The 24,611-nt window shown below is 72.8% G+C and carries 16 protein-coding genes and 1 pseudogene; all 17 read right to left on the bottom strand.

All coding sequences use genetic code 11. The features are described from left to right. Positions 1 to 4: 4 nt before the first annotated feature. Complete coding sequence (locus tag SCMU_RS06540; RefSeq protein WP_229232952.1) at positions 5 to 883, bottom strand: glycosyltransferase; 879 nt, start codon at positions 881 to 883, stop codon at positions 5 to 7. A gap of 2 nt (positions 884 to 885) precedes the next feature. Then, on the bottom strand, positions 886 to 2,100 hold the full coding sequence (locus SCMU_RS06535; protein WP_229232212.1) for a glycosyltransferase: 1,215 nt from the start codon (positions 2,098 to 2,100) through the stop codon (positions 886 to 888). Then, on the bottom strand, positions 2,101 to 3,195 hold the full coding sequence (locus SCMU_RS06530) for a glycosyltransferase family 2 protein (protein WP_229232211.1): 1,095 nt from the start codon (positions 3,193 to 3,195) through the stop codon (positions 2,101 to 2,103). It abuts the gene before it with no gap. Beyond that, the gene (locus tag SCMU_RS06525) at positions 3,183 to 5,339 is read right to left on the bottom strand and encodes a glycosyltransferase (RefSeq protein ID WP_229232210.1); all 2,157 of its coding nucleotides are present in this window, start codon (positions 5,337 to 5,339) and stop codon (positions 3,183 to 3,185) included. Before SCMU_RS06525 ends, SCMU_RS06530 begins: the two co-directional genes overlap by 13 nt. Then, on the bottom strand, positions 5,336 to 6,835 hold the full coding sequence (locus SCMU_RS06520) for an oligosaccharide flippase family protein (RefSeq protein ID WP_229232209.1): 1,500 nt from the start codon (positions 6,833 to 6,835) through the stop codon (positions 5,336 to 5,338). The genes SCMU_RS06525 and SCMU_RS06520 overlap by 4 nt, the downstream gene beginning before the upstream one ends. After that, on the bottom strand, positions 6,829 to 8,028 hold the full coding sequence (locus SCMU_RS06515; RefSeq protein ID WP_229232208.1) for a DegT/DnrJ/EryC1/StrS family aminotransferase: 1,200 nt from the start codon (positions 8,026 to 8,028) through the stop codon (positions 6,829 to 6,831). The genes SCMU_RS06520 and SCMU_RS06515 overlap by 7 nt, the downstream gene beginning before the upstream one ends. Beyond that, positions 8,025 to 8,690: an acetyltransferase gene (locus SCMU_RS06510; protein ID WP_229232207.1), complete on the bottom strand. Its 666-nt coding sequence runs from the start codon at positions 8,688 to 8,690 to the stop codon at positions 8,025 to 8,027. The genes SCMU_RS06515 and SCMU_RS06510 overlap by 4 nt, the downstream gene beginning before the upstream one ends. Continuing rightward, complete coding sequence (locus tag SCMU_RS06505; RefSeq protein WP_443020272.1) at positions 8,683 to 9,813, bottom strand: DegT/DnrJ/EryC1/StrS family aminotransferase; 1,131 nt, start codon at positions 9,811 to 9,813, stop codon at positions 8,683 to 8,685. Before SCMU_RS06505 ends, SCMU_RS06510 begins: the two co-directional genes overlap by 8 nt. Positions 9,814 to 9,869: 56 nt before the next feature. Continuing rightward, a complete protein-coding gene (locus SCMU_RS06500; protein ID WP_229232205.1) occupies positions 9,870 to 10,865 on the bottom strand; it encodes an NAD-dependent epimerase/dehydratase family protein in 996 nt (331 codons plus the stop codon). After that, entirely contained in the window at positions 10,862 to 12,031 is a 1,170-nt protein-coding gene (locus SCMU_RS06495) for a Gfo/Idh/MocA family protein (protein WP_229232204.1), read from the bottom strand. The genes SCMU_RS06500 and SCMU_RS06495 overlap by 4 nt, the downstream gene beginning before the upstream one ends. Positions 12,032 to 12,120: 89 nt before the next feature. Continuing rightward, on the bottom strand, positions 12,121 to 13,623 hold the full coding sequence (locus SCMU_RS06490; RefSeq protein WP_229232203.1) for a sugar transferase: 1,503 nt from the start codon (positions 13,621 to 13,623) through the stop codon (positions 12,121 to 12,123). A 229-nt stretch (positions 13,624 to 13,852) separates the two neighbouring features. Then, positions 13,853 to 16,603 carry an AAA family ATPase gene (locus SCMU_RS06485; RefSeq protein ID WP_229232202.1) on the bottom strand — a complete coding sequence of 917 codons (2,751 nt, stop codon included), beginning with the start codon at positions 16,601 to 16,603 and terminating at the stop codon, positions 13,853 to 13,855. 1 nt (position 16,604) lies between these two features. Beyond that, positions 16,605 to 19,328, bottom strand: coding sequence for a helix-turn-helix domain-containing protein (locus tag SCMU_RS06480; RefSeq protein ID WP_229232201.1), 2,724 nt, complete (start codon positions 19,326 to 19,328; stop codon positions 16,605 to 16,607). A 192-nt stretch (positions 19,329 to 19,520) separates the two neighbouring features. After that, positions 19,521 to 19,964, bottom strand: coding sequence for a Fe-S cluster assembly sulfur transfer protein SufU (sufU, locus tag SCMU_RS06475; RefSeq protein WP_229232200.1), 444 nt, complete (start codon positions 19,962 to 19,964; stop codon positions 19,521 to 19,523). Next, positions 19,961 to 21,314, bottom strand: a pseudogene (locus tag SCMU_RS06470) (aminotransferase class V-fold PLP-dependent enzyme). The gene sufU and the pseudogene SCMU_RS06470 overlap by 4 nt, the downstream one beginning before the upstream one ends. 313 nt (positions 21,315 to 21,627) lie before the next feature. Beyond that, entirely contained in the window at positions 21,628 to 24,309 is a 2,682-nt protein-coding gene (locus tag SCMU_RS06465; RefSeq protein WP_229232199.1) for a helix-turn-helix transcriptional regulator, read from the bottom strand. Further along, the gene (locus tag SCMU_RS06460) at positions 24,306 to 24,575 is read right to left on the bottom strand and encodes a response regulator transcription factor (RefSeq protein WP_229232198.1); all 270 of its coding nucleotides are present in this window, start codon (positions 24,573 to 24,575) and stop codon (positions 24,306 to 24,308) included. The genes SCMU_RS06465 and SCMU_RS06460 overlap by 4 nt, the downstream gene beginning before the upstream one ends. Positions 24,576 to 24,611 lie beyond the last annotated feature (36 nt).

Here is a 24,611-nt window from a genome sequence, read left to right as displayed (position 1 = left end):
TCCACTACCCCTTCCGGAGACGCCCCCTAGCGGGTCCCCACTGACGCAACCGGTACCGGATGCGGTCCAACGCCGCGCGACCCGCCACCGTGACGACGGCGCGCTTGACGAGTCCACGGCACGTGTCACGGGCCAGCCGGAGGGGGCGGGCCAGAGCCGCATCGAGCGCACGGTCCGCCAGACGTGGCTCGGGCAGGTGATCGAAGAGATCCGGGAACAGGGGGGCGTACGCCGCGGGGCTGGCGAGGACGCCGTGCACCCGGTTGCTGACATTGGTCCCGTGGACCACCTGGAGCCAGGCGGGGTCGCCGAAGTCGAGTGCGACGGGCATGCTTCGGCCGAGCTCGTTGTGCCAGTCGGCCCAGCAGGTCGTCGCGGTCGCCCAGGGAGCCGACACGCTGCAGAACGCGTTGGCCGGGTCGGTCCGGCTGTAGACCCGGTCACCGGCACCGATGAGTCCCTCAGCGAGATAGATCGCGGTCGGCGCGCTGCCTGCCCTCCGCGCCACGTCCTGAACCCTCGTCACAAAGGTGGCCGCCAACGCGTCGTCGTTGTCCAGGTTCGTGGTGAGCAGCCGATCGCCGGCACCGCCGGAGGCCTCGCGAACGTCCGCGAGCAGCTCGTCGGGGCGCACGGCGCGTCTGAAGAGCGGTGTCAGTGTGTCCCGCCAGCCGTGGATGCGTTCCATCAGCCACGCGGGGCTCTCGGGATCGAAGTAGACGACCCATGCGAACTCCCGGCATTCCTGAGCGCGCACTGACGGGAGGCAGTACCGCTCGAAGAGCCCCACACGCGTCTCGAGCCATCCGTCGCGTGTGCGGACGGACTCCTCATAGCCGGGCGAGGGGAGATTGAAGCGGGTCAGGAGCACGTGGTCGAGCATCGTCACGGTGCCGCCTCCGATCCGTTTCTGTGGTGCGGCGGTGCGGCGAGGCCGAGGGTCTCCAGGACCGTCAGGGCCCGCGCATCCCAGCTGTGGTTGCGGGCGAAGGCCCGCCGACGCTCGTCCGATGCCTCGTCGCGGCCCGCGGACATGGCCTTGCGCACTGCCGTCGAGAACAGCTCCGGTCCGTCCGCGGTGTGCACGTCCGGTCCGCCGATCCAGTCCATGGCAGGAAGCGGCGTGGCAACGACCGGCAGGCCCGCCGCCAGGTATTCGAGGGCCTTCAGCGGAAAGCTGCCCAGGTTGAACCTGGAGCGGTTGTAGGGCACCAGGCCGACCGCGGCCTGGGCGAGGTACCGGGGCAGGCGCCCGAACTCGACCGCTCCGACCCACTGGACCCCGGCGCGGTGCGCGAACCTGCGGAAGGCGTCAGCGTCCCCGCGCGGGTGGAGGGGCCCCACGAGGAGGAGGCGTCCGCCGTCGTCGGTGAACCGTTCGAGAAGCGGCAGATCGATGCGCTCACCGAGGTGCCCCATGAACACCGCGTACGGGCGCTCGAGGTGGACCTCGGGTGCGGGGCCCGCCGAGCTGGCGGCGCTGAAGTGTGCCGCGTCGCAGCCGAAGGGAATGAGCACGGGCCGCCGCCACGGCGTGGTGAGCGACTCCGCGACGACGGGGTTCGCGGCGATGACGACGTGTGCGTCGTCAGCCAGCCTCCTTTCGGCCCGCGCGTACGCGTGTGCCCGGCCTCCGATAAGCGGCGCCATCCCGGCGGCGTCGTCCTGGGCCCAGTACGCCGTGGAGCGCTCGCCGATCCGGCCCATGACCGGCACCATCACATTCCCTTCGAGGCAGGCCGCGGGCCGAGCGCCAAGGCGCCTGAGCATCGCGCGGACCTGGAGCGCGGACAGGCGCGCGTTCAACGCAGCGATGCCCGGACGGTACAGGCCGGGCAGGCCCTCGGGCGTGAACCTGATCACGCCCGGCTCGACCACCTCGACCGGGTCTCGCCGCAGAGCCGCGGTGGGACCCCCGCTCCTCGCGCGGGTCGCAGCCGACTCTGGGGGCTCGACGTAGAGTACTGGGAACCGACGGCCGAGCGCTGCCGCGAGCTGCTGGTCCGCCATCGGGATGCCCTTCCAGCGGTTCGCCGCGGAGAGGACGATGATGTCGCGCCCCTCCATGCGGGCTCGCACGGGATCCGTCCTGGGTGCCATCTAGTTCACCCCCCGGTAGCGCCATTCGGCGCCACGGAGTCGTGCCTTCAGTCGCCGGGAGACCCGTGGAGCGATGGCAAGGAGGGAGGCCGACGCCGGTCCTCTCCGCATCCTGCGCACGAGCCCGCTCCAGCCGGGTATGGCCCGCGGGTCGGGGACGAGCGAGATCGCCATCCTGCGGAATCCAGCAGCGGCAGTCAGATTCCCCCGACGGCGGTCGAATTCGCGGCTGGCCAAGGTCACGGCCTCGCGGGCAAGCGCCATCCTGGCGCGGTGCGCGAGCGCCGGGGCGTCCTCGATGTCGGGGCCGTCGGCACCGAAGAGCGCGGTGAAGGCAGCCCACCGTTCGCTGAGGTCCTCGAGTGGCTCCACGGAGGCGGAGAGGCTTCTCGCGTGGACCCGGTGCCACGCCTGGTCTGCCCGTCCTAGATGGCCGACGTCGCTCACCGCGGCGAGACGGAGCCACAGCTCGAAATCGTGGGTGTGGCGGAGGGGGCGCTGCCACCGTCCCGCGGACTCGAGCGCGGAGGTGCGCATCATCACCTCGGGAGAGGTGATGACGTTGGTGGCAGACGCGCACCGTCCCGCGAGCCATTCGGTGCCGGGCCACACGTGCCACGACTGGGGACGGTCGCGGTGGCGTGGCGGCCGAGCGCCAGAGAAGTGCACCGGATGGCCGTAGACCATCCCCACGGACGGGAAGGCCCGGAACAGGGCGAGGGCGCGGGCCACCGACCCGGGGGTCAGGAGGTCGTCCGCGTCAAGGCGGATCACATAGTCCCCCGTTGAGGCGTCCAACCCGTCATTGAAGGTCGCCACAGGGCCCCGGTTGGACCCGTGTGCGAGGACCGTGATTCCCGCGTTCGCCGTCGCGAGTCTGTCCGCCACGGCACGGCTCGAGTCGGTGGAGGCGTCGTCGACGATGATGACCTCGAGGTCTGCGCCTTCCTGCGTGAGGACGCTCGCGACCGCGTCGGCCAGGTAGTCCGCATAGTTGAAGCACGGGATGACCACGGAGACGCGCTCAGCGCGGGACGGTGGCGGTGCCGCGGTGGGGAGGGGCCGCACCGTGACCGGATGCGTCAGGCTGTCCATGGCCCGCTCGCTTCCGCTGTGCGGTGGGGCGCCGCGACGCGCCGCAGCACGGCGCATCCGTCCTGGTAGCGGGGCTCATGGACGACGACGGCGAAGCGCCCCGCCGCGAGCAGCTCCTCGAGCGTCTGCGCGCCGTCCGGCGTCACGGTGCCTTCGAGGACCACGACCATCGCACGGAGCAGCGGCCCGAGTCCCCCGACGAGCGGCCAGGCCGCCCGGGAGATGAGCACGAGCTGCCGGAGACCGGTCTGCCGGGTGTCGCCAGCGTCCAGCCGGTCGACCTCGTCGACGTGCTGCACCTGCGGATTGCGGGCGAGTGCTTCCCGCACCGCACGGGCTACCCGGGAACGCTGTCCTGCCCCCACGAGGACGGCCGAGGACACCTGCTCGTCTTCGAGGACTGCCGCGACTTCCCTCGACACGGGGTCTCCCACGAGGCGCCTCTTGAGCGGCGCGAGGCGTGCGCGGAGCGCAGCCACGGGCGCGGACCGTACCCGGCCCGCGATGTGGCGGGAAAGGAGAGCCGCGCCGCGGGCGCGTCCCCAGGCCGTGGCGACGGGGCCAGGGAGTGCGGGAAGGACAGCGGGCACCGCGCGGGCCAGACCCGTGCGGGCCGCCCTGCAGGCCTCGATCATCAACGCCAGCTCGGACGTCCACGCGCGGTCGCCGGCTTCAGGGGGAGGAGCGATGGACGGTCTGGGGGCAGGCCTCCCAATATCAGACGCTGCGCGCTCGCGCGGTCTGATCGCGAGGACCGCAGCGCGGATGCGGTCGAGCTCGGGATGGCTCAGCCGTGGATAGCGGCTCGCCGCGTCGACCGCGGACGGTACGTCGCCAGCACACAGGTGGACCCGGATCTGGTACGCCCAGAAGACGGGGTCGGGTTCGTGCGCGCGGAAGTGTGAGAAGGATGTGACGAGCAGACGGGACACCCACTGCTGGGCGGCCGACGGATCGCCCCGCTGGAGCGCGGAGTGCGCCATGCCCACTGCCGCCTCCGGGATGAAGAAGTAGTTCAGCGCACGGCCGAACGCGTGCTCGGCAGCAAGTGGATCACGGCGGCCGAGGGCCTCCCAGCCGGCCGCGATGTCACGTCGGTCGAGCCCGTCGACAACGAGGGGACGCGGCCGCGGTCCGCTCCCGCTCGAGACCGGCGCGAGGCGCCCGTCGGGCCAGCTCTGCGACATGGTGGTGCCTGTCCCGTGATCGCGGACGATCCTGTACCACTGCAGCACCTGATCGCGCTGCAGCCCGGTGTGATGCCCGAGGACCCACGCCCGGCCTGCCGACGTGATGCCGGCGAGCAGGTCCGGATCGGCCAGAAGCGCCTCGAGCCGTTCCACGATGTCATCTGCGTCGGCGAAGACGCAGTTCACCATGTCGCGGAACCCCGCGGCCTCGACAGCGGGAGTCCGCTGGGTCACGAGGCACGCGCCCGCGGCCGGGATCTCGAGGTGCTTGCGCACCAAGTCCTTCGCGACGGTTCCGCACGCGGGAACGAAGGCTGCAGCGCCCAGCAGACGCGCGTAGTCGTGTCCCCAGGCCATGCGCTCGGTTCCATGCTCGCCGGCCCAGCCGAAGTGGGGCATGGTGATCGTCGTGAAGTTCTCCTCGAGGACGCGCCCCACAGCATTCCGCCACGGGTAGTGCCGGGCGCGGCTCCCGGTCAACAGGACCGGCACGATCGGGTCCGGGGCGACCCCGGCGTACGTCTCGGCGTCGACCATGTTGGGCCAGACGAACAGCCGGTCCGCGACCTCTGGCGTGTAGTCGGCCATAGACATCGACGTCGTGAAGTACGAGGTCACTCCCCACCGTTCCATGTCGGCAACGAATGCGGCACGGGAGGCGTCGAAGGCATCGGCGTGCAGGAAGCCGAGCTTCGGAACCTGGGGGTGGGCCGAGGTGTTCGTCATCCCGCGCTCACCCACGTAGACCCCGGACTCGAACAGGCACAGGTCCGGCTCCAGACGATCGCAGACCTCGTCATAGTCGCCCATGGCGTCGAGGACATGGACATCGAAGAACCTCGACATCGTGCGGACCTGCTCGGAGAGATGACCGGCGAGGAACGGTGGGAGTCCCGGACGGATGCTGCGGAACCACACGAGGCGCGGCGGTCCTCCCGCTTGGTTCGAGCTCATTCCTGGCCCTCCAGCACGGCAGTCTCTGCATGCCCTGGGGCACCCGGCGCGCTCGGTCCGACGCGCCGCCCCGGCACGTGGCGGCGGATCGCCCGACCAGCGGCCAGCACGAACACCGCGCCGCCAACAAGGCCGGCCCCCATGAGCCGCGGGACCCCTGGGGGGAGGAGGAGGGCCGTCAGTGCCGCCGCAGCGCCTGCGGCGAGCGCAGCGGTCGCGGGAAGCGCCAGCGACCCCCCAGCGGCACGCCACGGGCTGGCCATCACGCGGCGCAGGGCGTACCCGTAGGCGGGGACGACCACCACGGTGATCACCGCTACATGCGCGTAGGCGGCGCCGACGAGGCCGATGGCCGAGACGCCGAGGAGCACGGTCGGAAGGAGGAAGCTGAGCCAGATGGCCTGGATGACGAAGACCCAGCCAGCGTGGCCGGTACCCACCAGAAGGTTGGACGCGACGAGGCTGACGACGAAGACGCCGCCGTACAGCGCGAGCACGGACAGGACGGGGGCCGCGGCAGACCATTTATCACCGTAGAGCACGTGCACGATGTCCGGTGCGAGCACTGCCATGAGCACGGCGACCGGGAAGGCCACGAGGCCCGTGACGGCGAGCCAGTGCTGCGCCTTCGCTCGCACGAGGTCCGGCTTGTCCTTGACGTCCGAGAACGCCGGCATCGCGACGCCGTTGATCGCCGCGCCGAGGATCGAGGTCGACCACGACGCGATGTTGAAGGCCAGGGTGTAGATGCCCAGCAGCGCCGGGCCCAGCAGGCCTCCGATGAATGCATAGTCGGCGTTCAGGAGCGTGTAGTTGAGGAGGTTCGCGCCCGCCAAGGGCAGCCCGAACGCGAGTGCGCGCTGGACCGCCTCGCGGTTCCACCGCGGCCAGAACCAGGGCCGCACCGATGCGATGACGACGGCGCCGGCCACGACTTGCCCTGCCACGCGGGACCACGCGAAGGCAACAGCGCCGTCGCCCGAGAGCGCAAGGAAGACCAGCAGGGCGTTGGAGGGGACGAAGGCAACGGCCGTGGCCGTGAAGATGCGCCCCTGCCGGAAATCGCGGGTGAGCATCGCTGTGGGCACCGTCGTCGTGCAGCTGAGCAGGATGGACAGGGAGAGGATCCGGATCGCGGCTGCGGCCTCTGGCGCTCCCAGCATCGAGGCGAGAGGGCCGGCGGAGACGAACATCGCCACCGAGAGGACAATGCTGCTGCCGATCGACAGGGCGACGACCGCCGGGGCGACCTTCTGCGGATCGAGGTCACGCCGGACGATGCAGGCGGAGAGGCCGAGCTCAGAGCACGAGCTCACCACCGTGTAGACGACGAGCGCGACAGCGAAGGTGCCGAAGTCCCGGGGCGAGACGATGCGCAACACGAAGATCGTGACGGCGATCGTCGCCAGTTTCGTCGTGAGGGTGTTCACTCCGCTCCACAGCGCGCCGCGCGCTATCCGCGCCCCGCCCGCCCGGCCCGGGCTCTCCGTCAGCATCCCGCCACCGCCCCCCGGACCGCTTCGGCGACCCGCTGGACCTGCTCCCGCGTGATGTGCGGGAACATCGGCAGCGACAGGATCTGCCCGGCCGCGGCTTCCGCGACGGGGAAGTCGCCGGGCCCGTGCCCGAGATGCCGGAACGCCCGCGTGAGGTGCACGGGCGTCGGGTAGTGCACGCCCGTGGCGACCCCGGCTGCCGCGAGCGCCTCCTGCACGCGCTCCCGCATCCCCGCGCCGATGAGCCGCACCACGTACAGGTGCCAGACGTCCTCGTTCCCGGGCCGGCTGCGCGGCACCACGAGCCCGGGAACCCCCGCGAGAAGCGAGGAGTACAGGGAAGCCGCCGCGCGCCGTCGTGCGTTCCACTCGGCGAGCCGGCGCAGCTTGGCACGCAGCACGACCGCCTGGAGGGCGTCGAGGCGCGAGTTGCATCCCACCTCCTCGTGCACATACTTGACGCGGCTGCCATGGCCGGCCACCAGCCGCACGCGCTCGGCGAGGGAGCAGTCGTTGGTGGTGACGGCCCCGGCATCGCCGGCGGCGCCGAGGTTCTTGCCCGGGTAGAAGCTCGTCGCCGCGATGTCGCCGAGGGACCCGGCAGGCCGCCCGTACCGCAGGGCGCCCTGCGCCTGGGCCGCGTCCTCGACCACGGCGATCCCTGCGTCGAGCGCGATCGGCAGCAGCTCCTCGACGGGGGCCGTCTGCCCGAACAGGTGGACCGGGGCGATGGCCTGCGTCCTAGGCCCCACCGCCCCGTCCACCAGGCGCGGGTCAATCAGGAGGGACTCCGGATCGACGTCGACCAGCACCGGCCGCGCACCGGCCCGCACCACGGCCTCCGCGGTCGCCACGAATGTGTTCGCCGGCAGGATCACCTCGCCGCCGGGCCCCACCCCGACCGCGCGCAGCGCGAGCTCAAGCGCATCCGTCCCGTTCGCGACGCCCACACATGAGCGCGTGCCGACGAACCGCGCGTACTCGTCCTCGAACGCCGCGACGTGCGGACCGCCGATGAACGCCCCGCTCGCGAGCACGTCGAGGACCTGCGGCACCACCTCGGCGCTGATTTCCGCCTGCTGCGCGGCGAGGTCCACGAACGGGACCCCCAGCGGCCCGCGCGCGTCGGGACGGGCCTGCCGCGGATGGGGCTGCCTCGCCAGGCGCAGCCGCGGGTGTGCATGGATGGTCATGTCTCGTCCTCCGCCGGCTCCGCGGGGCCGCGCGAAACGAGCGGCCGTGCCGGGACTCCGGCCCACGTCTCCCCATCCGGGACGTCCCTCACCACGGCGGCGCCCATGCCGATCACGGCCCGTGCACCCACCCTCGTCTGCTGCCGCACGCTGCAGTTCATTCCGAGGTACGCGGCGCGGCTCACGACGACGGACCCTCCGAGCGCTGCCCCCGCGGCGAAGGTCGCGTAGTCGTCAACGAAGTCGCCGTGCGTGAGCACCACGCCGGGCATGAGCACGACGTGGCGTCCCACCGTGACCGCCGCCGTCATGACCACGTTCGCCAGGATGATGCTCCCCTCCCCCACGCTGCAGCCTTCGGGGATCGACACGCTCGGGTGGATGATCGTTGCGAAGCGGCCGGGCGGGAAGCCGAGGATGCCCAGCCGCCGCACGATGTCCGCGCGGGCTGCGCCGTTCCCCACGCAGACCACGAGGCGCGCCGCGGGGTGCCGGCGGGCCTCGGCCAGGGGCCCGAGCACGTGGGCGCCATCCAGGACGCTCCCGGTGCGCAGGGGATCGTCGTCGAGGATCCCGAGCACGTTGTACTGGTCGCCGCCGCGCACGAGCGCCATGACCTCGCGGGCCAGCCCGCTCGCGGCGACCAGCAGCAGCTCAGGCATGCCCGCCCCCGCCCCGGGACGCCGTGACGATCGCGTCGCAGACCCGCGCTACGCCGTCGTGCCCCAGTTCGTGGTACAGAGGCAGGATGAGGGTGGACCGGGCCAGCCGCTCGGTGATCGGCAGCGGCGCGTGCCCCGCCCCCGCGAACGCCGGCTCGAGGTGTGTGGCCATGATGCCGGGCCGCGCCGAGATCCCCTCCGCCGCGAGGGCGTCGAGCAGCCCGTCGCGGTCCAGGGGAAAGCCGTCGCCCACCTCGGCCCACAGCGACTGGAAGTTCGTGGTTCCGTACGGCGGGTCGGCCACGAGCCGGAGGCCGGGGACCCCCGCGAGCGCGGCGCGGTACGCGGAGGCGAGCTCGCGCCGTCGTGCGACCATCTCGGGCAGCCGCCCCAGCTGGACGAGGCCGACGGCGGCCTGGAGGTCGGTCATGCGGTAGTTGAACCCGAGCTCGAGGTACTGCTCGGCGGGGGCGCGGACGGCTTCGTGGCGCTCGGCGGCGGACACGCTTGCCGCGTGCTGCCGCAGGCGGCGGGCCCGCTCGGCCCACTCGGCGTTGGGGGTGGTGAGCATGCCGCCCTCGCCGGTGGTGAGCAGCTTGCGGGGGTGGAACGACCACGCGGCGACGTCCGCGCCCACCCCGACCGGCCTCCCGCGGTACGTGGAACCTGCGGCGCACGCGGCGTCCTCGACGAGCGCGATCCCCTTCCCGCGGCACAGCGCGGCCAGCGGCGCGAGGTCTGCGGGCACCCCGCCCTGGTCCACGACGACCACCGCCGCGCACCGGGGCCCGAGCACCGCCTCGACGGTCTCCGCGGTGACGTTCCCGGTGGCCGGGTCGACGTCCGCGAACACGGGCTCCGCGCCGACGTACCGGGGCGCGTTGGCCGTCGCGATGAATGAGAACGAGGGGACCACCACCTCGTCCCCGGGCCCCACACCGGCCACGAGGAGCGCGAGGTGCAGCGCCGACGTGCAGCTGGACGTCGCGACCCCGTGGGCCGTGCCCTGCGCGGCGGCGAACGCGCTCTCGAACTCCGCCACGCGTGGCCCCTGTGCGAGCCACCCCGACGCGATGACGTCGGCGACGGCGCGCGCCTCCTCGGCGCCGACCCACGGCTTCATCACGTTGATCCGCTCGCCTGCGGGCGCTGCGGGGGGCTGGATCTCGACGTGTTGGCTCACGACGCCGCCACCACCCGGGCCGCCGCGATCTCCTCGCGCAGCGGGGCCCACCAGGAGACGAGCCTGCGCAGGCCCGCGCCGAGCGGCATCTCGGCGCGGAACCCCAGGTCGCGGGTCGCGGCGGCGGTGTCCGCGAGACGGCGGGCCACGGCGTTGACGGTCCGCTCAGGCCCGAACTCGACCGAGAGGTTCGAGTCCATGGCCTCCAGCAGGGCGACTGCGAGCGCGAGCAGGCTCGTCTCGGTCCCGCTCGCGACGTTGTAGACGCCCTCGCAGACCGACGATTCGGCGGCCAGGATGTTGGCCCTGGCCACGTCCGAGGTATAGATGAAGTCCATGGTCTGCTCGCCGCTGCCGTAGACGAGCGGTGGCCGCCCGTCCGCGATGCGCTCCATCCATCGCACGAGCACCTCGGTGTACAGGCCGTGGACATCCATGCGCGGGCCGTACACGTTGAAGTAGCGCAGGGCCACGTAGTCGAGCCCGTACATTGCCCGGAAGCTGCGGGCCAGGCCCTCGTTGAAGCTCTTGGCGGCCCCGTAGAACGTGTCGTTGTTGTGGTGGTGGTGCCGCTCCCCGGTCGGGAACTCCTCGGCCTGGCCATACACGGACGCGCTCGAGGCGAGCACCACCTTGTCGACGCCGTGCTGCGCGGCGGCCTCGAGCACGGTGAACGTGCCGTCCACGAGCACCTCGAGCGCCAGCCTGGGCTCCTCGGCGCACTGCGTGATGCGGATGGCGGCCTCGTGGAACACGAGGTCCTTCCCGACGGTCGCATCGTGGACGGCGTCCCGGTCCCGCAGGTCGGCCTCGATGAGCCGGACCCTGCCCGTGGCAAGCGCGTGGTCCAGGTTGGCGAGGCGGCCCCGGGTCAGGTTGTCCAGGACGTCCACGTGGTCGACGCCGGCATCGAGGAGCTGGTCCACGATGGTCGAACCCACAGTGCCGGCCCCGCCTGTCACGAGCGCACAGGCCCCCGCGAGGATGCTCATGCCCCGGCCCCCCTGAGGGTCGAGTCGATGAGGCCGGAGGACGCCGCGAGCTCACCGTCGAGCACGGCCGTCGCCTCGGCCGGCGGCGCCGCACCCACGACGGCGGTCTGGGCGCCTCCGCGCTGGAGGCTGCGTGTCGAGGCGTCGAGCACCCCCAGGACGCGCAGGGCCGACTCACCGCTGGTCGCGGAGGGCCGGCCCTCGCGGACGGCGGCGGCGAACTCCGCCACCATCTGCCCGAGAGCCTCCCGCTCGGGCAAGGCCGGCGACCACGTGTCGCCGAGCCGGTATGAAATGGCCGCGGCCTTGCGGTCCGCGGCGCGGCGCGAGGGCCGCGGCGGCAGCTGGACGCCGCGGTCGTAGACGCTGAGGCGCTGCTGGGGGTTGAGGTCATCCCACACGAGCGTCCGCTTGGTGCCGCCCACCACCATCTGGCGGATCTTGGTGGGGCTGAGCCAGTTGACGTGAATGTGCGCCATCCCCCCGAGGGGCAGGTCGAAGGAGAGGTGGCCGATGCAGTCCCTGCCGGTTCCGAGGGGATCCGCCCCGTGGGCGGAGATCGACTCGGGCGCGAGGCCGCCGGGGAGGATGTAGTCAAGGATCGAGAGGTCGTGCGGGGCGAGGTCCCAGAAGACGTCGACGTCGGGCTGGACGAGGCCGAGGTTGATGCGCACGGAGTCCACGTACAGGACCTCGCCGAGGTCGCCGTCGTGCAGCACCTCGCGCATCTTCTGCACGGCGGGCGTGTAGCAGTAGGTGTGGTCGGCCATGAGGACGAGGCCCGAGGAAGCGGCCGTCCGCACCATGTCTGCCCCCTTGTCCCAGCGGTCCGCGAGCGGCTTCTCGACGAGGACGTGCTTCCCCGCGCTGAGCGCGGTGAGGGCGATCCCGTGGTGGGTGCGGGCCGGCGTCGCGATCGCTATCGCGTCGAGCGCCACCGTGTCGAGGGCCTCGTCGAGGGAGCCGAGCGCGGGGACGCCGTACTGCGCCGCGAGCGCGGCGGCCCGCTCGACGTCGAGGTCGCAGATGGCCCTCAGCTCCCAGTCGGGCGAGCAGGAGAAGTTCCGGGCCAGATTCGGCCCCCAGTAGCCGGCTCCGACGACCGCGACGCCGAGGGGCGCCGGCCGGCGGTCACTGAGGTGGACGAGAGGATGCGAGGCGGCCATCGTGGGCGTCCTCCTTCGTGGATGCGGACGGGTGCGAGTGGATGGTGTGGAATCGGGTGTGGATTCGGTGGGAGTGCGCCAGAGCGCGCCTAGTAGGCTCCCGAGCTGGACAGGACGGCGCGGAAGGTGCGCCACAGGATCATGAGGTCGCCGGTGAGCGACCAGTTCTCCACGTAGTACAGGTCGAGGCGGACCGCGTCGTCCCAAGGCAGGTCGGAGCGTCCGCTGATCTGCCACAGCCCCGTGATGCCCGGCTTGATGAGCATGCGCCGGCGCGTGTAGCGCTCGTACTCCCCCACCTCGCTGGCGAGCGGCGGCCGCGGTCCGACGAGGCTCATGTCGCCGCGCACCACGTTGATGAACTGCGGCAGCTCGTCGAGGGAGAACCGGCGCATCCAGTGCCCGCAGCGCGTGATCCGGGGATCGTCCTTGATCTTGAACAGCACCCCCGAGCCCTCGTTGGCCGTGGCGAGCGAGGCCCGCTGCGACTCCGCGTCCTGGACCATCGAACGGAACTTGAGCATGGCGAACGGCTGGCCGCCCTTGCCGATGCGCTCCTGCCGGAAGAGCACGGGCCCGGGCGAATCGAGGCGCACCACGAGGGCGAGCGCCGCGAGCACCGGCGCGAGGACCACGATCGCGGCCGTGCCGAGGGCCACGTCCATGGCACGCTTGACCACGTGCCGGGCCCCCGAGTAGTGCGGGAGATCGACCTCCATGAGCGGCAGCCCCTGCACCGGCCTCCAGTGGATCCGGGGTCCCGCGACGTTGGTGAGCGACGACGCGAGGACGAGCTCGGCGTCGTGCGCCTCGAGGTTCCACCCGAGCTCGCGCAGGTACTGGTTGCCGCCCGGCACGGGTCCGGCGATGATGACGGCGGCGGCCTTCTTCAGCGCGACGGTGCGGACCACGTCGTCGGTCGAGCAGAGCACCGGCAGGCGCTCGCCGTCGACGGTGAGGGCCTGGCCGCGTCGCCCGCCGGGCAGGACCGCCCCGAGCACGTCATAGGGCGCTCCTGCGCTGCCGGCGATCCGGCGCACCACGTAGCGGACGTCCTCCGCCTCGCCCACCACGATCGTCGGTGTCAGGTAGAGCCCATCCTGGCGCTGGCGGCTCAGCCACCGTCGGGAGGCCCAGCGCATCAGGAGCAGGGCCGGGAGTCCGCCCGCGAACACGGCGACGAAGACCCGCGCCGGAAGGGATCCGTCCAGGATCACGACGGCGATCGCGACCGCCGCGAACAGCTGCACCGTGGCGGCGACGACACGGCGGTACTCCTCGGCGCCGATGCCGAGCACCGAGTGTTCTCGGCTGCCGTAGACGCCCAGCGCGAACGGCCATGCGCAGGCCAGGACGGCGATTGGAACCGCGGCCCGAGCGCTCCGGTCGATCGCAGCCACGGACACCGCGACCACGGCGAGCACGACGACGGCGTCGGCGATGCGCAGGTACGCGGCGTAGCGCCGGGGCCAGCCCTGCGCGCGGGGGCTCCTGGCGATACGGGCGGTGGAGCGGCGGCGGGCCATGTGCCAGTGGCGGGCTCCGGGAAGCGCGCTGCCGTGCGCCGGGTGCTGCTGGGCGCCTACCGACATGGGTCTCACCTCGGCTTCCGAAGGGGTCCGGCCTGTGCCGATCCCACCTCCACCAGTACAGGCCAGCGCCGGGCGGGGGTCACCAGTAACGGGTACGCGAGCTGGGATCGGGCCATCCCGGTGGAACCCTTGGCGGGTACTCAGTGGGCCGGGACGACATTACTTGGGGCCCTCCCGCCGCCCGGGCGGGTGCCGCTGGCCCTACTCGGGCACCGGGTCCGGCGGGGCGTCAGGGGCGGTCTTCGATGACCGCGTCGCGCAGTTCGTCACGGCCGCGGATGCCGAGCTTGGCGTAGCTGCGGTGCAGATGCCCCTCGACGGTGCGTACCGAGAGGTGGAGCCTGTCCGCGATGACCCGGTCGGTCAGGCCCTGCACGGCCAGGTCGACGACGTCCTGCTCGCGCGCGCTGAGCCGGAGGGACGCCAGGATCGCCTCTTCGCGCTCGCCCGCGACGATGGCCTCCCCCGCGTGCTCGCACGCCGCGGCCGCCGCGGCAGCCCTGCGCGCGGATGTCCGGTTCCCGAGCGCATCGAGGCACCCCGCGGCCCGCGCGTAGGCGGCACGGGCACGGCGGAGGATCCCGAGGTCACGGAAGAGATCGCCAGCGGACAGGTAGTCGTCGGCGGTCAGCGTGAGGTCGTCGGGGTCCGCGGCGCGGCCGGTCTGGGACGCCTCCCGTGACTCGGCCCGCGCCCAGGCCCCCCAGGCCGCCGCCCACGGCCCCTGCGCGTCTGCGGCGAGGACGGCCCCGCGCCCGCCCTCGTCCGAGTCGCCGAGCTCGAAGCCGATGATGCGGGCGAGCAGTTCCCACCCTGTGCGGCCGGATTCGCGGTCCTCCTCCGCCATGGCCCGCACAAGCGGCAGGCCGGTCCGGGGCTCGAGCATCTCGCGGGCGCCGGCGCGGTGCAGTGCCGCGAGCCGGCGCATCGCGGCGCTGCCGACAGCCGCCATGGCATCGGCGCGGGACAGGCTCGCCCGCGCCTCCTCCGGACGGCCGATCGCGGCCGCGGCCCACGCCGCGAACGACCACGCGAGACCCCGCAGCTGGAGGGGATCGATGAAGTCAAGGTTCTGCGCGGCGTCGCTGACGAGGACGAGGGCCTCCCTGCTCCTGCCCTGACGCAGCAGCACGTACGAGCGGGCACAGTCCAGCCCCGGGCCGAAGACCACGAGCGGCCTCGCATGGCCCGTCTCGTAGAAGCCCACGAGCCTCTCGACCCCCGGCCAGTCGCCCGCCAGGACGGTGCCCGCCAGGTACCTGACCAGTGCGTGCTCGGTCAGGGGGAAGTGCTCGTCGTCGATGCCCCGTGCCGAGAGGGCCAGGCCGGCGGACGTTGCGGCGGACTCGTACCTGCCGGCGGCGAGCTGGACCTCGGACTCGAGGACGCTCCAGACGATCCTCTCGATCTCCGGGGCGGTCTTGCCGTGAGCAGACTGGCTGTCGTCGCGGAGGGCGGCGGCGACCGCACTGAAGTCGGCACGCTCCGCGGCCGCCAGCGCCCGGAGCAGGCGCGCGCGCCTCAGGACAGCCTCCTTCGCACCCGCCGGCGAGGATCCGCCGGCGGCGCCGGCGGTGTCGGCCGCCGCCTCGAGGGCCTGGACGTCGCGGTCGACGGCGTCCACGTCGCCGAGTGCGAGGCGCACCGTGAACTTGACGAGGGATCCGGCGAGGAGATCGGCCACGTCGGCGGGATTGGCGGGGTCAGGCCTGAGGGCGGCCAGGGCAGCCTCAGGGGCCCCGAGGTTGACGTGGGCCCGTGCCACGATCCCGCGTGCGAGCGAGAGTTCCGCCTCCGAGTCGATCATGGCGGCGGCGCGAAGGGCCAGCTCGCTGTTGAAACGACGCACCGCCGTGGCGGCGCCCCGGGACAGGTCGGCCGGAGACATCACCACGCCGGCGTCCAGCGCGAGTTCCAGCAGCCGGAGCTCGTTGGCCGGCCGCACCAGGTCATCCGGGGCCACGGACTGTGCCCTCCGGTACAGGTGCAGGCGGCGTGTGAGGGTCGACATCGCCCGCACGGCATCGCCCTGGAGCCTCGACCGCATGCGGAGGCCGGCATCGTCGCCCTCGACGATCCATCCCTTCTCCACGAGGCGGTCCAGCTCCGGGCGCGGGACGAGGAGACGGGCGGCGGGCCGTGGGAGCGGTTCGGTGAGCGCCACGAGGGTCAGTGACTCCCTCTCGTGTGCCGTGAGCTCGTCGAGGCCGACCCGCACGCGCTCCGCGAGAGCCTCGCCGCGGCTGTGGAACGCGGGGGTCAGGAGCCACAGGCCCCCGAGACGCACGAGGGTGCCCGCGTCGCGCGCCTCGTCGACGATGGCCACCACGTGCTGCGGGTTGCCCCCGCTGAGCCGGTGCAGCACGCGGGCGGCCGTCACCGACAGCCGCCCGCCCTTCTGAGTATCGGCCAACCGGGATTCTGCGAGCGACTGTGCCTCAAGGAGCGTCAGCGGGGGCACCTCGATCCGCTCGGCGATGCCGTCCTGCCAGAGGGCGAGGAAGTCAGCAGGCAGGCCGCTGCGGTTGGTGCCCGCCGCGAGCAGGCGGACCCACGACGACGCGACGGCCTCCGCAACGAGGTCGGCCGAGCCCTCGTCGAGGTCCTGCGCGTCGTCGACGACGAGCAGGACGGGGCGCCCGGACTCCTCCGATGCACGGTGGAGGCGCCCCCACAGCGCGCGCAGGACCCCGACCCGATCGCCGACCTCGTCCACCGTCAGGCCCGGCAGCTGCGGCAGGAGCGCGGCATAGGGGATGCGCTTGAGGCTGCGGCCCGTGTCGATCCGCAACGGGACAACCTCGTCCGCGATCTCGGCCACGATGGCCTCGAGCAGGTAGGTGCGCCCCGACCCCTCCTCGCCCGCGAGCAGGACCGCGTTCGGGCCGCCGCGCCGCAGCGACTCGGCTGCGGCGAGGATGGACTCGCGACGTGTCGGCTCGTCCCCCGCCCGTAACCGGGTCTCCGGGAGCGCCACCACGTCAGACCAATCCGTCGAGTCCGCTGCGTGAGGACACACCGAGCTTCATGAACACTTGGTAGAGGTGACCCTCGACCGTCCGAACCGACACGCCGATCTCGTCCGCGATGTCCCGGTTCGAGGCCCCGTTGGCCGCCATGACGGCGATCTGGCGTTCGCGGCCGGTCAGGACGGGGGCGGGAACCCGGGGCACGATCGGGAGCACCGGGAGGCTCCGGGCGAGCCGGTCTAGCCGCGTCTGCGCCTGGCCGGCCGTTGCCGCTTCGCCCCTGTCCCGGGCGGAGTCGAGCGCGAGCGCCGCGCACCGAGCCTCGACGGCATCCAGCCGCATCGCGTGGGCGGACTCCGCGGCGGCGAGCAGCTCCCGGGGGTCCGCGCGCCGGGTCGCAACGGCCACCGCCGTCATGAGTTGCGCCAGGGGGCCCTGGCGATGGTGACCGAGCCTCTCGATCCAGAGCAGCTCCCGCTCGCTGCCGGCAACGGAGGCGCCGAACACGGCCAGGCCGGCCGTGGTGATGCGTCCCGCAGCCTCCTCGAGCTCCGCGTGCGCCAAGAGGGCCTCATGTGCGCCGGGCACCCCGAGCCACCGCCGCGCCATGAGTTCGCAGTAGTCCGCCATGAACTCGAGGTGCCACGGCGCGGTGCCCGGCACGGTGGCGGCGCGGTCGAGGAAACGCTCGGCCTCGGCGGCATCTCCGACCTGCGCGTAGGCGAAGGCCGTTGCCGCGTAGGCGGCGCGGAGTGCGTTCTGTGCGGGGAACTCCTCAAGCTGGGCTGTCGCGTTCAGGAGGGGAACAAGGGCCTCGTCCCCCTTCCCCGCCATGACGAGCGCCAGGGCGAGGAAGAGCTCGACCAGTCCTCCCCGCATGCTCAGCCTGCGGCCGCCGCGGTCGATGTAGGCCTCGAAGCGGTCGACGCAGCGCCGCCAGTCGCCGTTGACGATCCAGACGAGGAACCCGATGGCCAGGGCCGAGTCTTCGCGCAGGCCCCGGGGCGCCGAGGCCCTGAGGGCGTCGAGGAGCGCCACGGCATCGGCCTCCCTGCCCAGGGCGGCCCACGCGAGGGCGAGGATCAGGGTGCACTCGCCGCGGAAGGAGTCGCCCGCGTCCGCTCGGCGCACGGCCTCCTCGAGGTCGTCGGCGATCTCCCGGTACTCGCCGCGGAACGCACGGATGCGGAACCCGGCGAGATCCAGCAGCTCGGCGGCCTCCCGCTGCTCGGCAGTCCTGCTCCCCCGGCTGTCGCCGGGCAGGACGTCGCCCAGTGCCAGCGCGTCCCGGGCCTCGTGGAGCGGCGCGATCGCGTCGCCGCGCGCGGGCATCCACGTGAGCAGTTCGGACCTGGCCGCGGCCAGACGCGCCCGGTCCACCGGGCCGAGATGGCGCACCGCCTCGCCGGGGAGATCGGCCAGGACCGTGCAGGCCTCTTCGCGGCGTTCCAGGAGCGAGAGCGCGGCGGCGCGCTGGATGGCCGCGTCGACCTCCGCCGCGCCCTCGAACGCTCCCGCCGCATCGAGCAGGCCGAGCGCCCTGCGCGGCTCGAACAGCTCGGTAGCCGTCCGCGCGGCCTTCACGACCAGCGCGGGCGCCACGGCGCCGCCGCCCGCGAGGGTCCACTCCGCGTAGGAGACGAGGTCCTCGGCGTCGAGGCCAGCTCCCTCCGCCGTGCCGTCGAGCTGGGCCAGGAGCGCGAGCTCGCGGTGCCGGTCGGGGCCCAGCCTGCCGCGCACGAGCTCCGCCATGCGCGGCTCGCGGAGGTAGGCACAGCGCCGGGGACTCGAGTCCACGGCGACGAGGTGCCTGTCCTCCATGTCCACGAGGACCTCGGAACCGAAGAGCCCGGCGAGTCCCGAGATGGGGATTCGCCGGGCCACTGCCAGGTGCTCGATGACTTCGCGGACGTCCTGCGGCTCACGCGCCCACCGCGCACGGATGATCTCGTCCGTCCCTGCGCTGGACTCGTGCTCGACGCTTCCGTCGAGGGTCCAGACCGTGCCCCGCCGGTGCAGGTTCCCGGAGGCGTGCTCGCGCCGCACCATGCCGTGCACCATGGCGGGGTTGCCGTGGCAGGCAAAGTGGAACTCGGCCACCGCGGATGCGGCGACGTGGCCGTCCACGAGCGCGGAAACGAGCCGGCGCGTCTCGCGGATGCCGATCGCGGTCAGCGGAATCTCATCGAGGCGACCCGCCCGGGTCAGGCGCAGGAGATCGGCCGGGAGGTCCGCCGCGTGCTGGGCCACAGCGAGGAGCCGGGCGGTCCCCCCGAGGAGCAGGTGGAGGATGACGCCGGCACTCGCCTCGTCCATGGGCCCCCCGAACTCGACCACGAGCACGGCGGGGAGCCCACGGGCGTCCGTGCTCAGCATGCGCTCGACCGCGACGAGGAGCTTGGTCGGCGACGAGGACACGTCCTGGGGCACCCGCGCGATGAGCGGCCCCAGCGAGGCGTACGGCGTCGCGGCGGAGGACGCCGTCCGGATCCGCAGCGGGAAGACCGCGGGCCCCAGCTCGGACAGGACCGCACTGGCCAGGAAGGACTTGCCGACCCCGGGCGGGCCTGTCACGACCGCGCCCAGCGAGGCGGGTGCCTTGAGCGCCGCGGCCGCGCGGGACACCTCAGTCTGGCGCACGAGCATGGCCCACTTGAGCCGCTCGGCCTGCCGATGCACGGATCCGGCAGTCGCGCCCGCGTGGGCGTGGCCCGCGTGCGGGCCGGGAGTGGACACAGCTGAGCCTGTCCGCAACGTCGTAGCCTCCACCGGCGCGGCCGGTGCGACGGGATTATTCAGCACTTGCTACCCCCAAACGGGTGAACGCAATCCCCCGCGTCCTAAGGCCCTCAAGGTACTCCCGAGGCCCTGCGCTTGGGTAGAGCCCTTCGACAGAATCGCGGGGCCGCCCGACCGTGGCAGCGGACCTTACGCCTGCGCCTGCCGCGCGGCGTCCTCGGCCGCGACCCAAGAGATCATCGCGCACTTGACCCGGGCGGCATACCGCGATACGCCCTCGAAGGCGGAGGCGTCGCCGAGGACCTCCGGGTCCGCGGCCACGGTCCCCCGGGAGCGGAGCATCTCGCGGAACGCCCCCACGAGCGTGCCGAACTCCTCGACCGTGAGCCCCTCGGCCTCGTCGTGGAGCACGGACGCGGAAGCCATGGAGATCGAGCAGCCCTGTCCCTCCCACCTGATCGCGCGCACGACGCCGTCGCTCACCTCGACGCGGACCGTCACCTCGTCGCCGCACACAGGGTTGAGCTGGTGCGACTGGCCCTCGTGGGACCCCGGCTCGCCCTCGAGTCCTGCGCCGTGCCGGGCCTTGGCGTGCTCGAGGATGAGCTGCTGGTACAGGGAATCGAGGCTCATCGCGCCGCTCCGAAGGAACCGAAGTACTTGCGGACCTCGCCGAGCGCCCCGAGGAACGCGTCGACTTCCGCGGTGGTGGTGTACAGGTACGCGCTCGCGCGCGTCGAGGCCGTCAGTCCGAGACGCCGGTGGAGGGGCTGGGCGCAGTGGTGGCCCACGCGGACGGCGATGCCCGCGCTGTCGAGGTACTGCCCGACGTCGTGCGCGTGGACCCCCTCGACGTCGAACGCCGCGAGCCCGATGCGGGGCGAGCCCTCCCACTCCTCGCCCGGCGCTGGGCCGAGGAGGCGGACACCGGGGATCGAGGCGATCCCTTCGGCCAGGCGCGCCCCGAGCGCCGTCTCCCACACGTGGATGCGGTCCATGCCCACCTGGGCGAGGTAGTCGACGGCGGCCGCGAACGCCACGGCCTGGGAGATGCGCTGGGTTCCCGCCTCGAAGCGCTGCGGGGACGGGAGGTACTCGGCGCGCTCCATCGTCACGGTCGTGATCATCGAGCCGCCGACGAGGAACGGGGAGCGCGTCGAGGAGCTCACGGCGCCCGTAGAGGGCCCCGATGCCGGTGGGTGCGAGCATCTTGTGCCCGGAGAAGGCCGCGAAGTCGACGCCGAGGCTGCCGAGGGCGAGGGGCATGTGGGGCGCGGACTGGCACGCGTCGAGGACGGTGAGGGCGCCGACCTTGCGCGCGAGGGCCACGAGCTCGGCCACGGGCGCGACGGAGCCGAGCACGTTCGACGCGTGGGCAAACGCGACCACCCGGGTACGCGGGCCGATGATCTCCTCCGCGACGTCCATGCGGAGCCGGCCGGCGTCGTCGATCGGGATCCACCGCAGGGTCGCCCCGGTGCGGAAGGCGAGCTCCTGCCACGGGATGAGATTCGCGTGGTGCTCGAGCGCCGTCACGACGATCTCGTCCCCGGGCCTGATCGCGAGCGCCTTGACCGCGTCCCCTCCACGGCCGCGCTCGGCCCAGACGGTGGCGTTTCCGAGCGCGTAGGCGACGAGGTTCAGCGCCTCGGTGGCGTTTGAGGTCCAGACGATCTCGTTCGGGGACGCGCCGACGAACGCCGCGACTGCGGCCCGTGCATCCTCGAAGGCGTCGGTGGCGCGGACGGCGAGCTCGTGGGCGCCGCGGTGGACGGCGGCGTTGCGCTGCTCGTAGAAGTCCTGCTCGGCTTCGAGCACCGTGCGGGGGTTCTGGCTCGTTGCCCCCGAGTCGAGGTAGACGAGGGGATGCCCGTGGATTTCCAGGTCAAGCACCGGGAAGTCGTTGCGGAGGCGGGAGACCTCGGCGTCGTCCAGCGCGGGCTGGGAGGGGACGAGGGTCGAGGGCGTCTTGACCAGGGCCACGGGGCGGGGCTCCTTCGGTGGAACGAGGCTGCTTTTGCAGCTGGCTGAATTACGGCACGCGAGAGTGTCGGAATCCATTGTCCCACGGGAAGGGAGGTCCCAAGGTCGGGCCGGCGGCGGCTGGGGGGAGGAACCTTGGTCTCGGGGAGGTTCCGACGCCGCCGGCCCAGTCCTTGGGTGGGTGGCTGCGGGCCGCTTCGGCCCCGCCACGTATCCACGATCCCATCGGGCAGCGGTGCGGCGCATGCGTAGCCACTACTCGTATTTTGGCACCGACGCGGGTGCAGACTACCTAGGCGGCCGCAGCGTGTACTCAGTTTTCGAGCGCCGAGGCGTTCTCGGTGCCGCGCCGGCCTCCCATCGCCGCGGTCAGCTGCTCGCGGCTCGTCACGTCCAGCTTGGAGTAGGCCCGGTACAGGTGACCCTCCACGGTCCGCACAGACACCGTGAGTCGCGAGGCGATCTCCTTGTCGCTCAGCCCGGCCACCGCGAACGCCACCACCTCGCGCTCGCGGCGCGTGAGCCGCCTCGCGTCCGGCTGCCTGCGCGCCTCCTCGTCACCGAGCTCGGCGGTGCACTCCTTGGCCCTCGCCCATGCGGCTCTGGCGTCCGCTCGCCGCAGCCCCCGGTCGAGCGCCCTGGAGGCCTCCGCGAAGCACTCCCGGGCGTACCGGACCGCGCCGGTCCGGACGAGCGCCTCGCCGGCCTCGAGCAGCAGCGCCGGATCCCCGTCGGCGAGGGACGACGCCGCGAGCCTAGCCGACGCAGCCCACTCGCCTTCGACGCGCCCCGCCACCTCGGCGAGCCGCCCGAGCCGGTCCCTGTGCCCGGCCTCGAGCCAGAGGAGCTCGCCCTGGAGCTCGAGATCGAGGCGGCCGCGCCCGGACACTCCGGCCAGCACAGACTCGAGCGACGCCGTCCCGTGCGGGGCGGTCCCGAGAGCTTCACGGGCAGCGGCAGCGAACAGGTCCGCGAGCGGGGCCACGATCATCGCGCCGGTGTCCGCGGGGTGGAGCGCATCGGGCAGGAAGTCCCGCGCAGCTTCGTGCTGCCCGAGGCGCGCGCCCGCGTAGGCCGCACCGGCCGCAGCGAGCGGCAGGACCCGCTGAGGATCCCGTTCCCTCAGTGCGTCGACTGCGGGAGCGAGCGTGGCCAGGGCCTCGCGGAATCGCCCCCGGCGCAGGAAGGCCACCCCGCGGGCCGTCTCGACGGCGGCGCCGTCGGAGACGAGCCCGAGGTTTGTCGCGGTGAGGAAGCGGCGCATGTCCTCCTCGGCCGCATCCCATTCCCCCGCCGCGAGGTCCGCCACGAGCAGCCGAACACCCGCGAAGGCCTGCACGTACGGCTCGAGGGCGTCCTCCGTGACGGCCCTGGCCAGGACACCGTGCAGCACCGACCTCGCGCGCAGCGGAGCCCCGGCGGCCACCAGATGCTCCGACTCGACCGAGCGGACCACCACTTCCGCCGCGAGAGCCTCGCGCTGGCCCTGGTCCTCACGCAGGCTCCCGCCCGCGACGACGGGACCTCCGGCCCGCGCGGCCTGCCAGCTCGCGAGCCCCGAGACGACCCGCTCGGAGTCGTCGGCGAGGAAGTCGACCACGAGCGCGAGGACGTCGCGCACCTCGCCCTCGGGCAGCCTCTCGATGTCATCGCGGATGGTCCGCGGGGGGTGCCCCAGTGCCATCCGCGAGGCGACCCACACGAGGGCGCCCGAGAGACCCGGGCGGACGGAACCGTCGCGCCCGGCGCGGGGCCTGAGAAGCCCCGCCGCCTCGCCATACTGGCCGCGCCCGTAAGCGACCTGCCCGAGGACCTCCTCGGCGGCGCCTCTCAAGGCCGGGTCCTGGACGGCCCCGGCGGCGCGCACGGCAAGCCCGTTCTCGTAGAGCCGGTGAGCGAGCCGGGCGGCGGCGAGCAGCGTTGAATCCTCCATGGGGAAGCCACACTCGAGGGCCCACGTCGTCGCCCTCAGCAGGCCCTGAGCACTCGCCGCCTGGCGGGCAACATAGGCGGTCGCGTGCTGGCGCAGGCCGAGGGACGTCGTGTACGGGATGAGGTTCAGGAGCGCGTCTCCGTACACCGGGTGGCGGAGGCGGATCACGCCGTCCGGGCCCTCGGGCGGGCGCACGAGACGAGTGGCCACGAGCCGCCGGATGGCCTCCGCGCCGCACTCGCGCTCCACGAGCTCGAACGGCGCCGGCTCGGCGACGACGATGAGGCTCAGCGCGTCCTGCTCCGCGGCCGAGAGGCGGGCCAGCTGCGCCCGCGCAAGCCCGAGCAGTCCCACCCCCCGCTCGGGCAGCTCGCCGGTGATGAGCCAGGTCCGCCCGCGCTGCGCGAGCGCACCCGTCCGACGGGCCTCCTCGACGAGGCGGCCGAGGACGAGGGGGTTGCCCTCCGATTCCTGCCAGAAGAGCTGAGGGACCGAGGGGAGGACGGGCCCGCCCACGGCGTGCTCAATGAACTCGCGCACCTGGTCGACGCTCAGGGGCCCGAGGTCCACGCGCTCCACCCCGCCATCGAGCCACAGCTCCATGAGTGGGCGCGGCAGCGCAGCGCCGCTGGGCGCGGCCACGAGCGCCTTGGTCCACCGGGCGGAGACGAGCTCTGCGACCACCTCGCTCGAGGCGGGATCCAGCTCATGCGCGTCGTCGATCACGAGGAGGAGATCGGACTTCCGGTTCCGCCGCAGCGTCTCGACCGCGCGCCAGAAGGCTCGCAGGACCTGAACGCGCGAGCCGGCCTCATCCGCAGGGAGCCCTCCGAGGAAAGGGGCGAGGACACCATACGGGACCTTGGCCAGTGCGGGGCTGCCGTGGAGGCGCAGGGGCTCCATCGCCGCCTCGAGCAGCCGGCACGCACCGTCCAACAGGGCGGACTTGCCCACGCCCATCTCGCCGAGCACGAGGACCGCGGCGGTGCCGGGACGGCCGATCAGCTGCACTACGTGACCTGTCTCGTGCGGCTGCGTCGGGTCCCGGGACTCGGATGTCACGGTTGCCCCTCGCGACCGCCGTTCCCGACGACCCCCGCCAACTCGCTGCGGTTCGCCACCGACAGCTTCGCGAACACCTGATAGAGGTGCCCCTCGACCGTGCGCACCGAGAGCCCCAAGTCCTCGGCGATCCGGCGGTTGGAGGTGCCCGTGGCGGCGAGGACGGCCACCTCCCGCTCGCGCTGGGTGAGCACGGGGGAGGCCTGGCTCGGCGCGACCGGCAGGACGGTGACCTTCCCCGCAAGCGCATCGAGTCGGGCCTGCATGAGCCTCACCATAACGGGATCCCTCGCATCCCGGGC

Origin of the sequence: Sinomonas cyclohexanicum (genome assembly GCF_020886775.1) — a bacterium.
GTDB lineage: Bacteria > Actinomycetota > Actinomycetes > Actinomycetales > Micrococcaceae > Sinomonas > Sinomonas cyclohexanicum.
Note: the sequence above shows the minus strand (reverse complement) of the source record. Positions and strands in the feature narration are given on the sequence as shown.

Coding starts and splice junctions, on each gene's coding strand:
- SCMU_RS06540 (WP_229232952.1), bottom strand. CDS start 883: ATGCTCGACCACGTGCTCCTGACCCGCTTCAATCTCCCCTCGCCCGGC.
- SCMU_RS06535 (WP_229232212.1), bottom strand. CDS start 2,100: ATGGCACCCAGGACGGATCCCGTGCGAGCCCGCATGGAGGGGCGCGAC.
- SCMU_RS06530 (WP_229232211.1), bottom strand. CDS start 3,195: ATGGACAGCCTGACGCATCCGGTCACGGTGCGGCCCCTCCCCACCGCG.
- SCMU_RS06525 (WP_229232210.1), bottom strand. CDS start 5,339: ATGAGCTCGAACCAAGCGGGAGGACCGCCGCGCCTCGTGTGGTTCCGC.
- SCMU_RS06520 (WP_229232209.1), bottom strand. CDS start 6,835: ATGCTGACGGAGAGCCCGGGCCGGGCGGGCGGGGCGCGGATAGCGCGC.
- SCMU_RS06515 (WP_229232208.1), bottom strand. CDS start 8,028: ATGACCATCCATGCACACCCGCGGCTGCGCCTGGCGAGGCAGCCCCAT.
- SCMU_RS06510 (WP_229232207.1), bottom strand. CDS start 8,690: ATGCCTGAGCTGCTGCTGGTCGCCGCGAGCGGGCTGGCCCGCGAGGTC.
- SCMU_RS06505 (WP_443020272.1), bottom strand. CDS start 9,813: ATGAAGCCGTGGGTCGGCGCCGAGGAGGCGCGCGCCGTCGCCGACGTC.
- SCMU_RS06500 (WP_229232205.1), bottom strand. CDS start 10,865: ATGAGCATCCTCGCGGGGGCCTGTGCGCTCGTGACAGGCGGGGCCGGC.
- SCMU_RS06495 (WP_229232204.1), bottom strand. CDS start 12,031: ATGGCCGCCTCGCATCCTCTCGTCCACCTCAGTGACCGCCGGCCGGCG.
- SCMU_RS06490 (WP_229232203.1), bottom strand. CDS start 13,623: ATGTCGGTAGGCGCCCAGCAGCACCCGGCGCACGGCAGCGCGCTTCCC.
- sufU (WP_229232200.1), bottom strand. CDS start 19,964: ATGAGCCTCGATTCCCTGTACCAGCAGCTCATCCTCGAGCACGCCAAG.
- SCMU_RS06460 (WP_229232198.1), bottom strand. CDS start 24,575: ATGCAGGCCCGACTCGATGCGCTTGCGGGGAAGGTCACCGTCCTGCCG.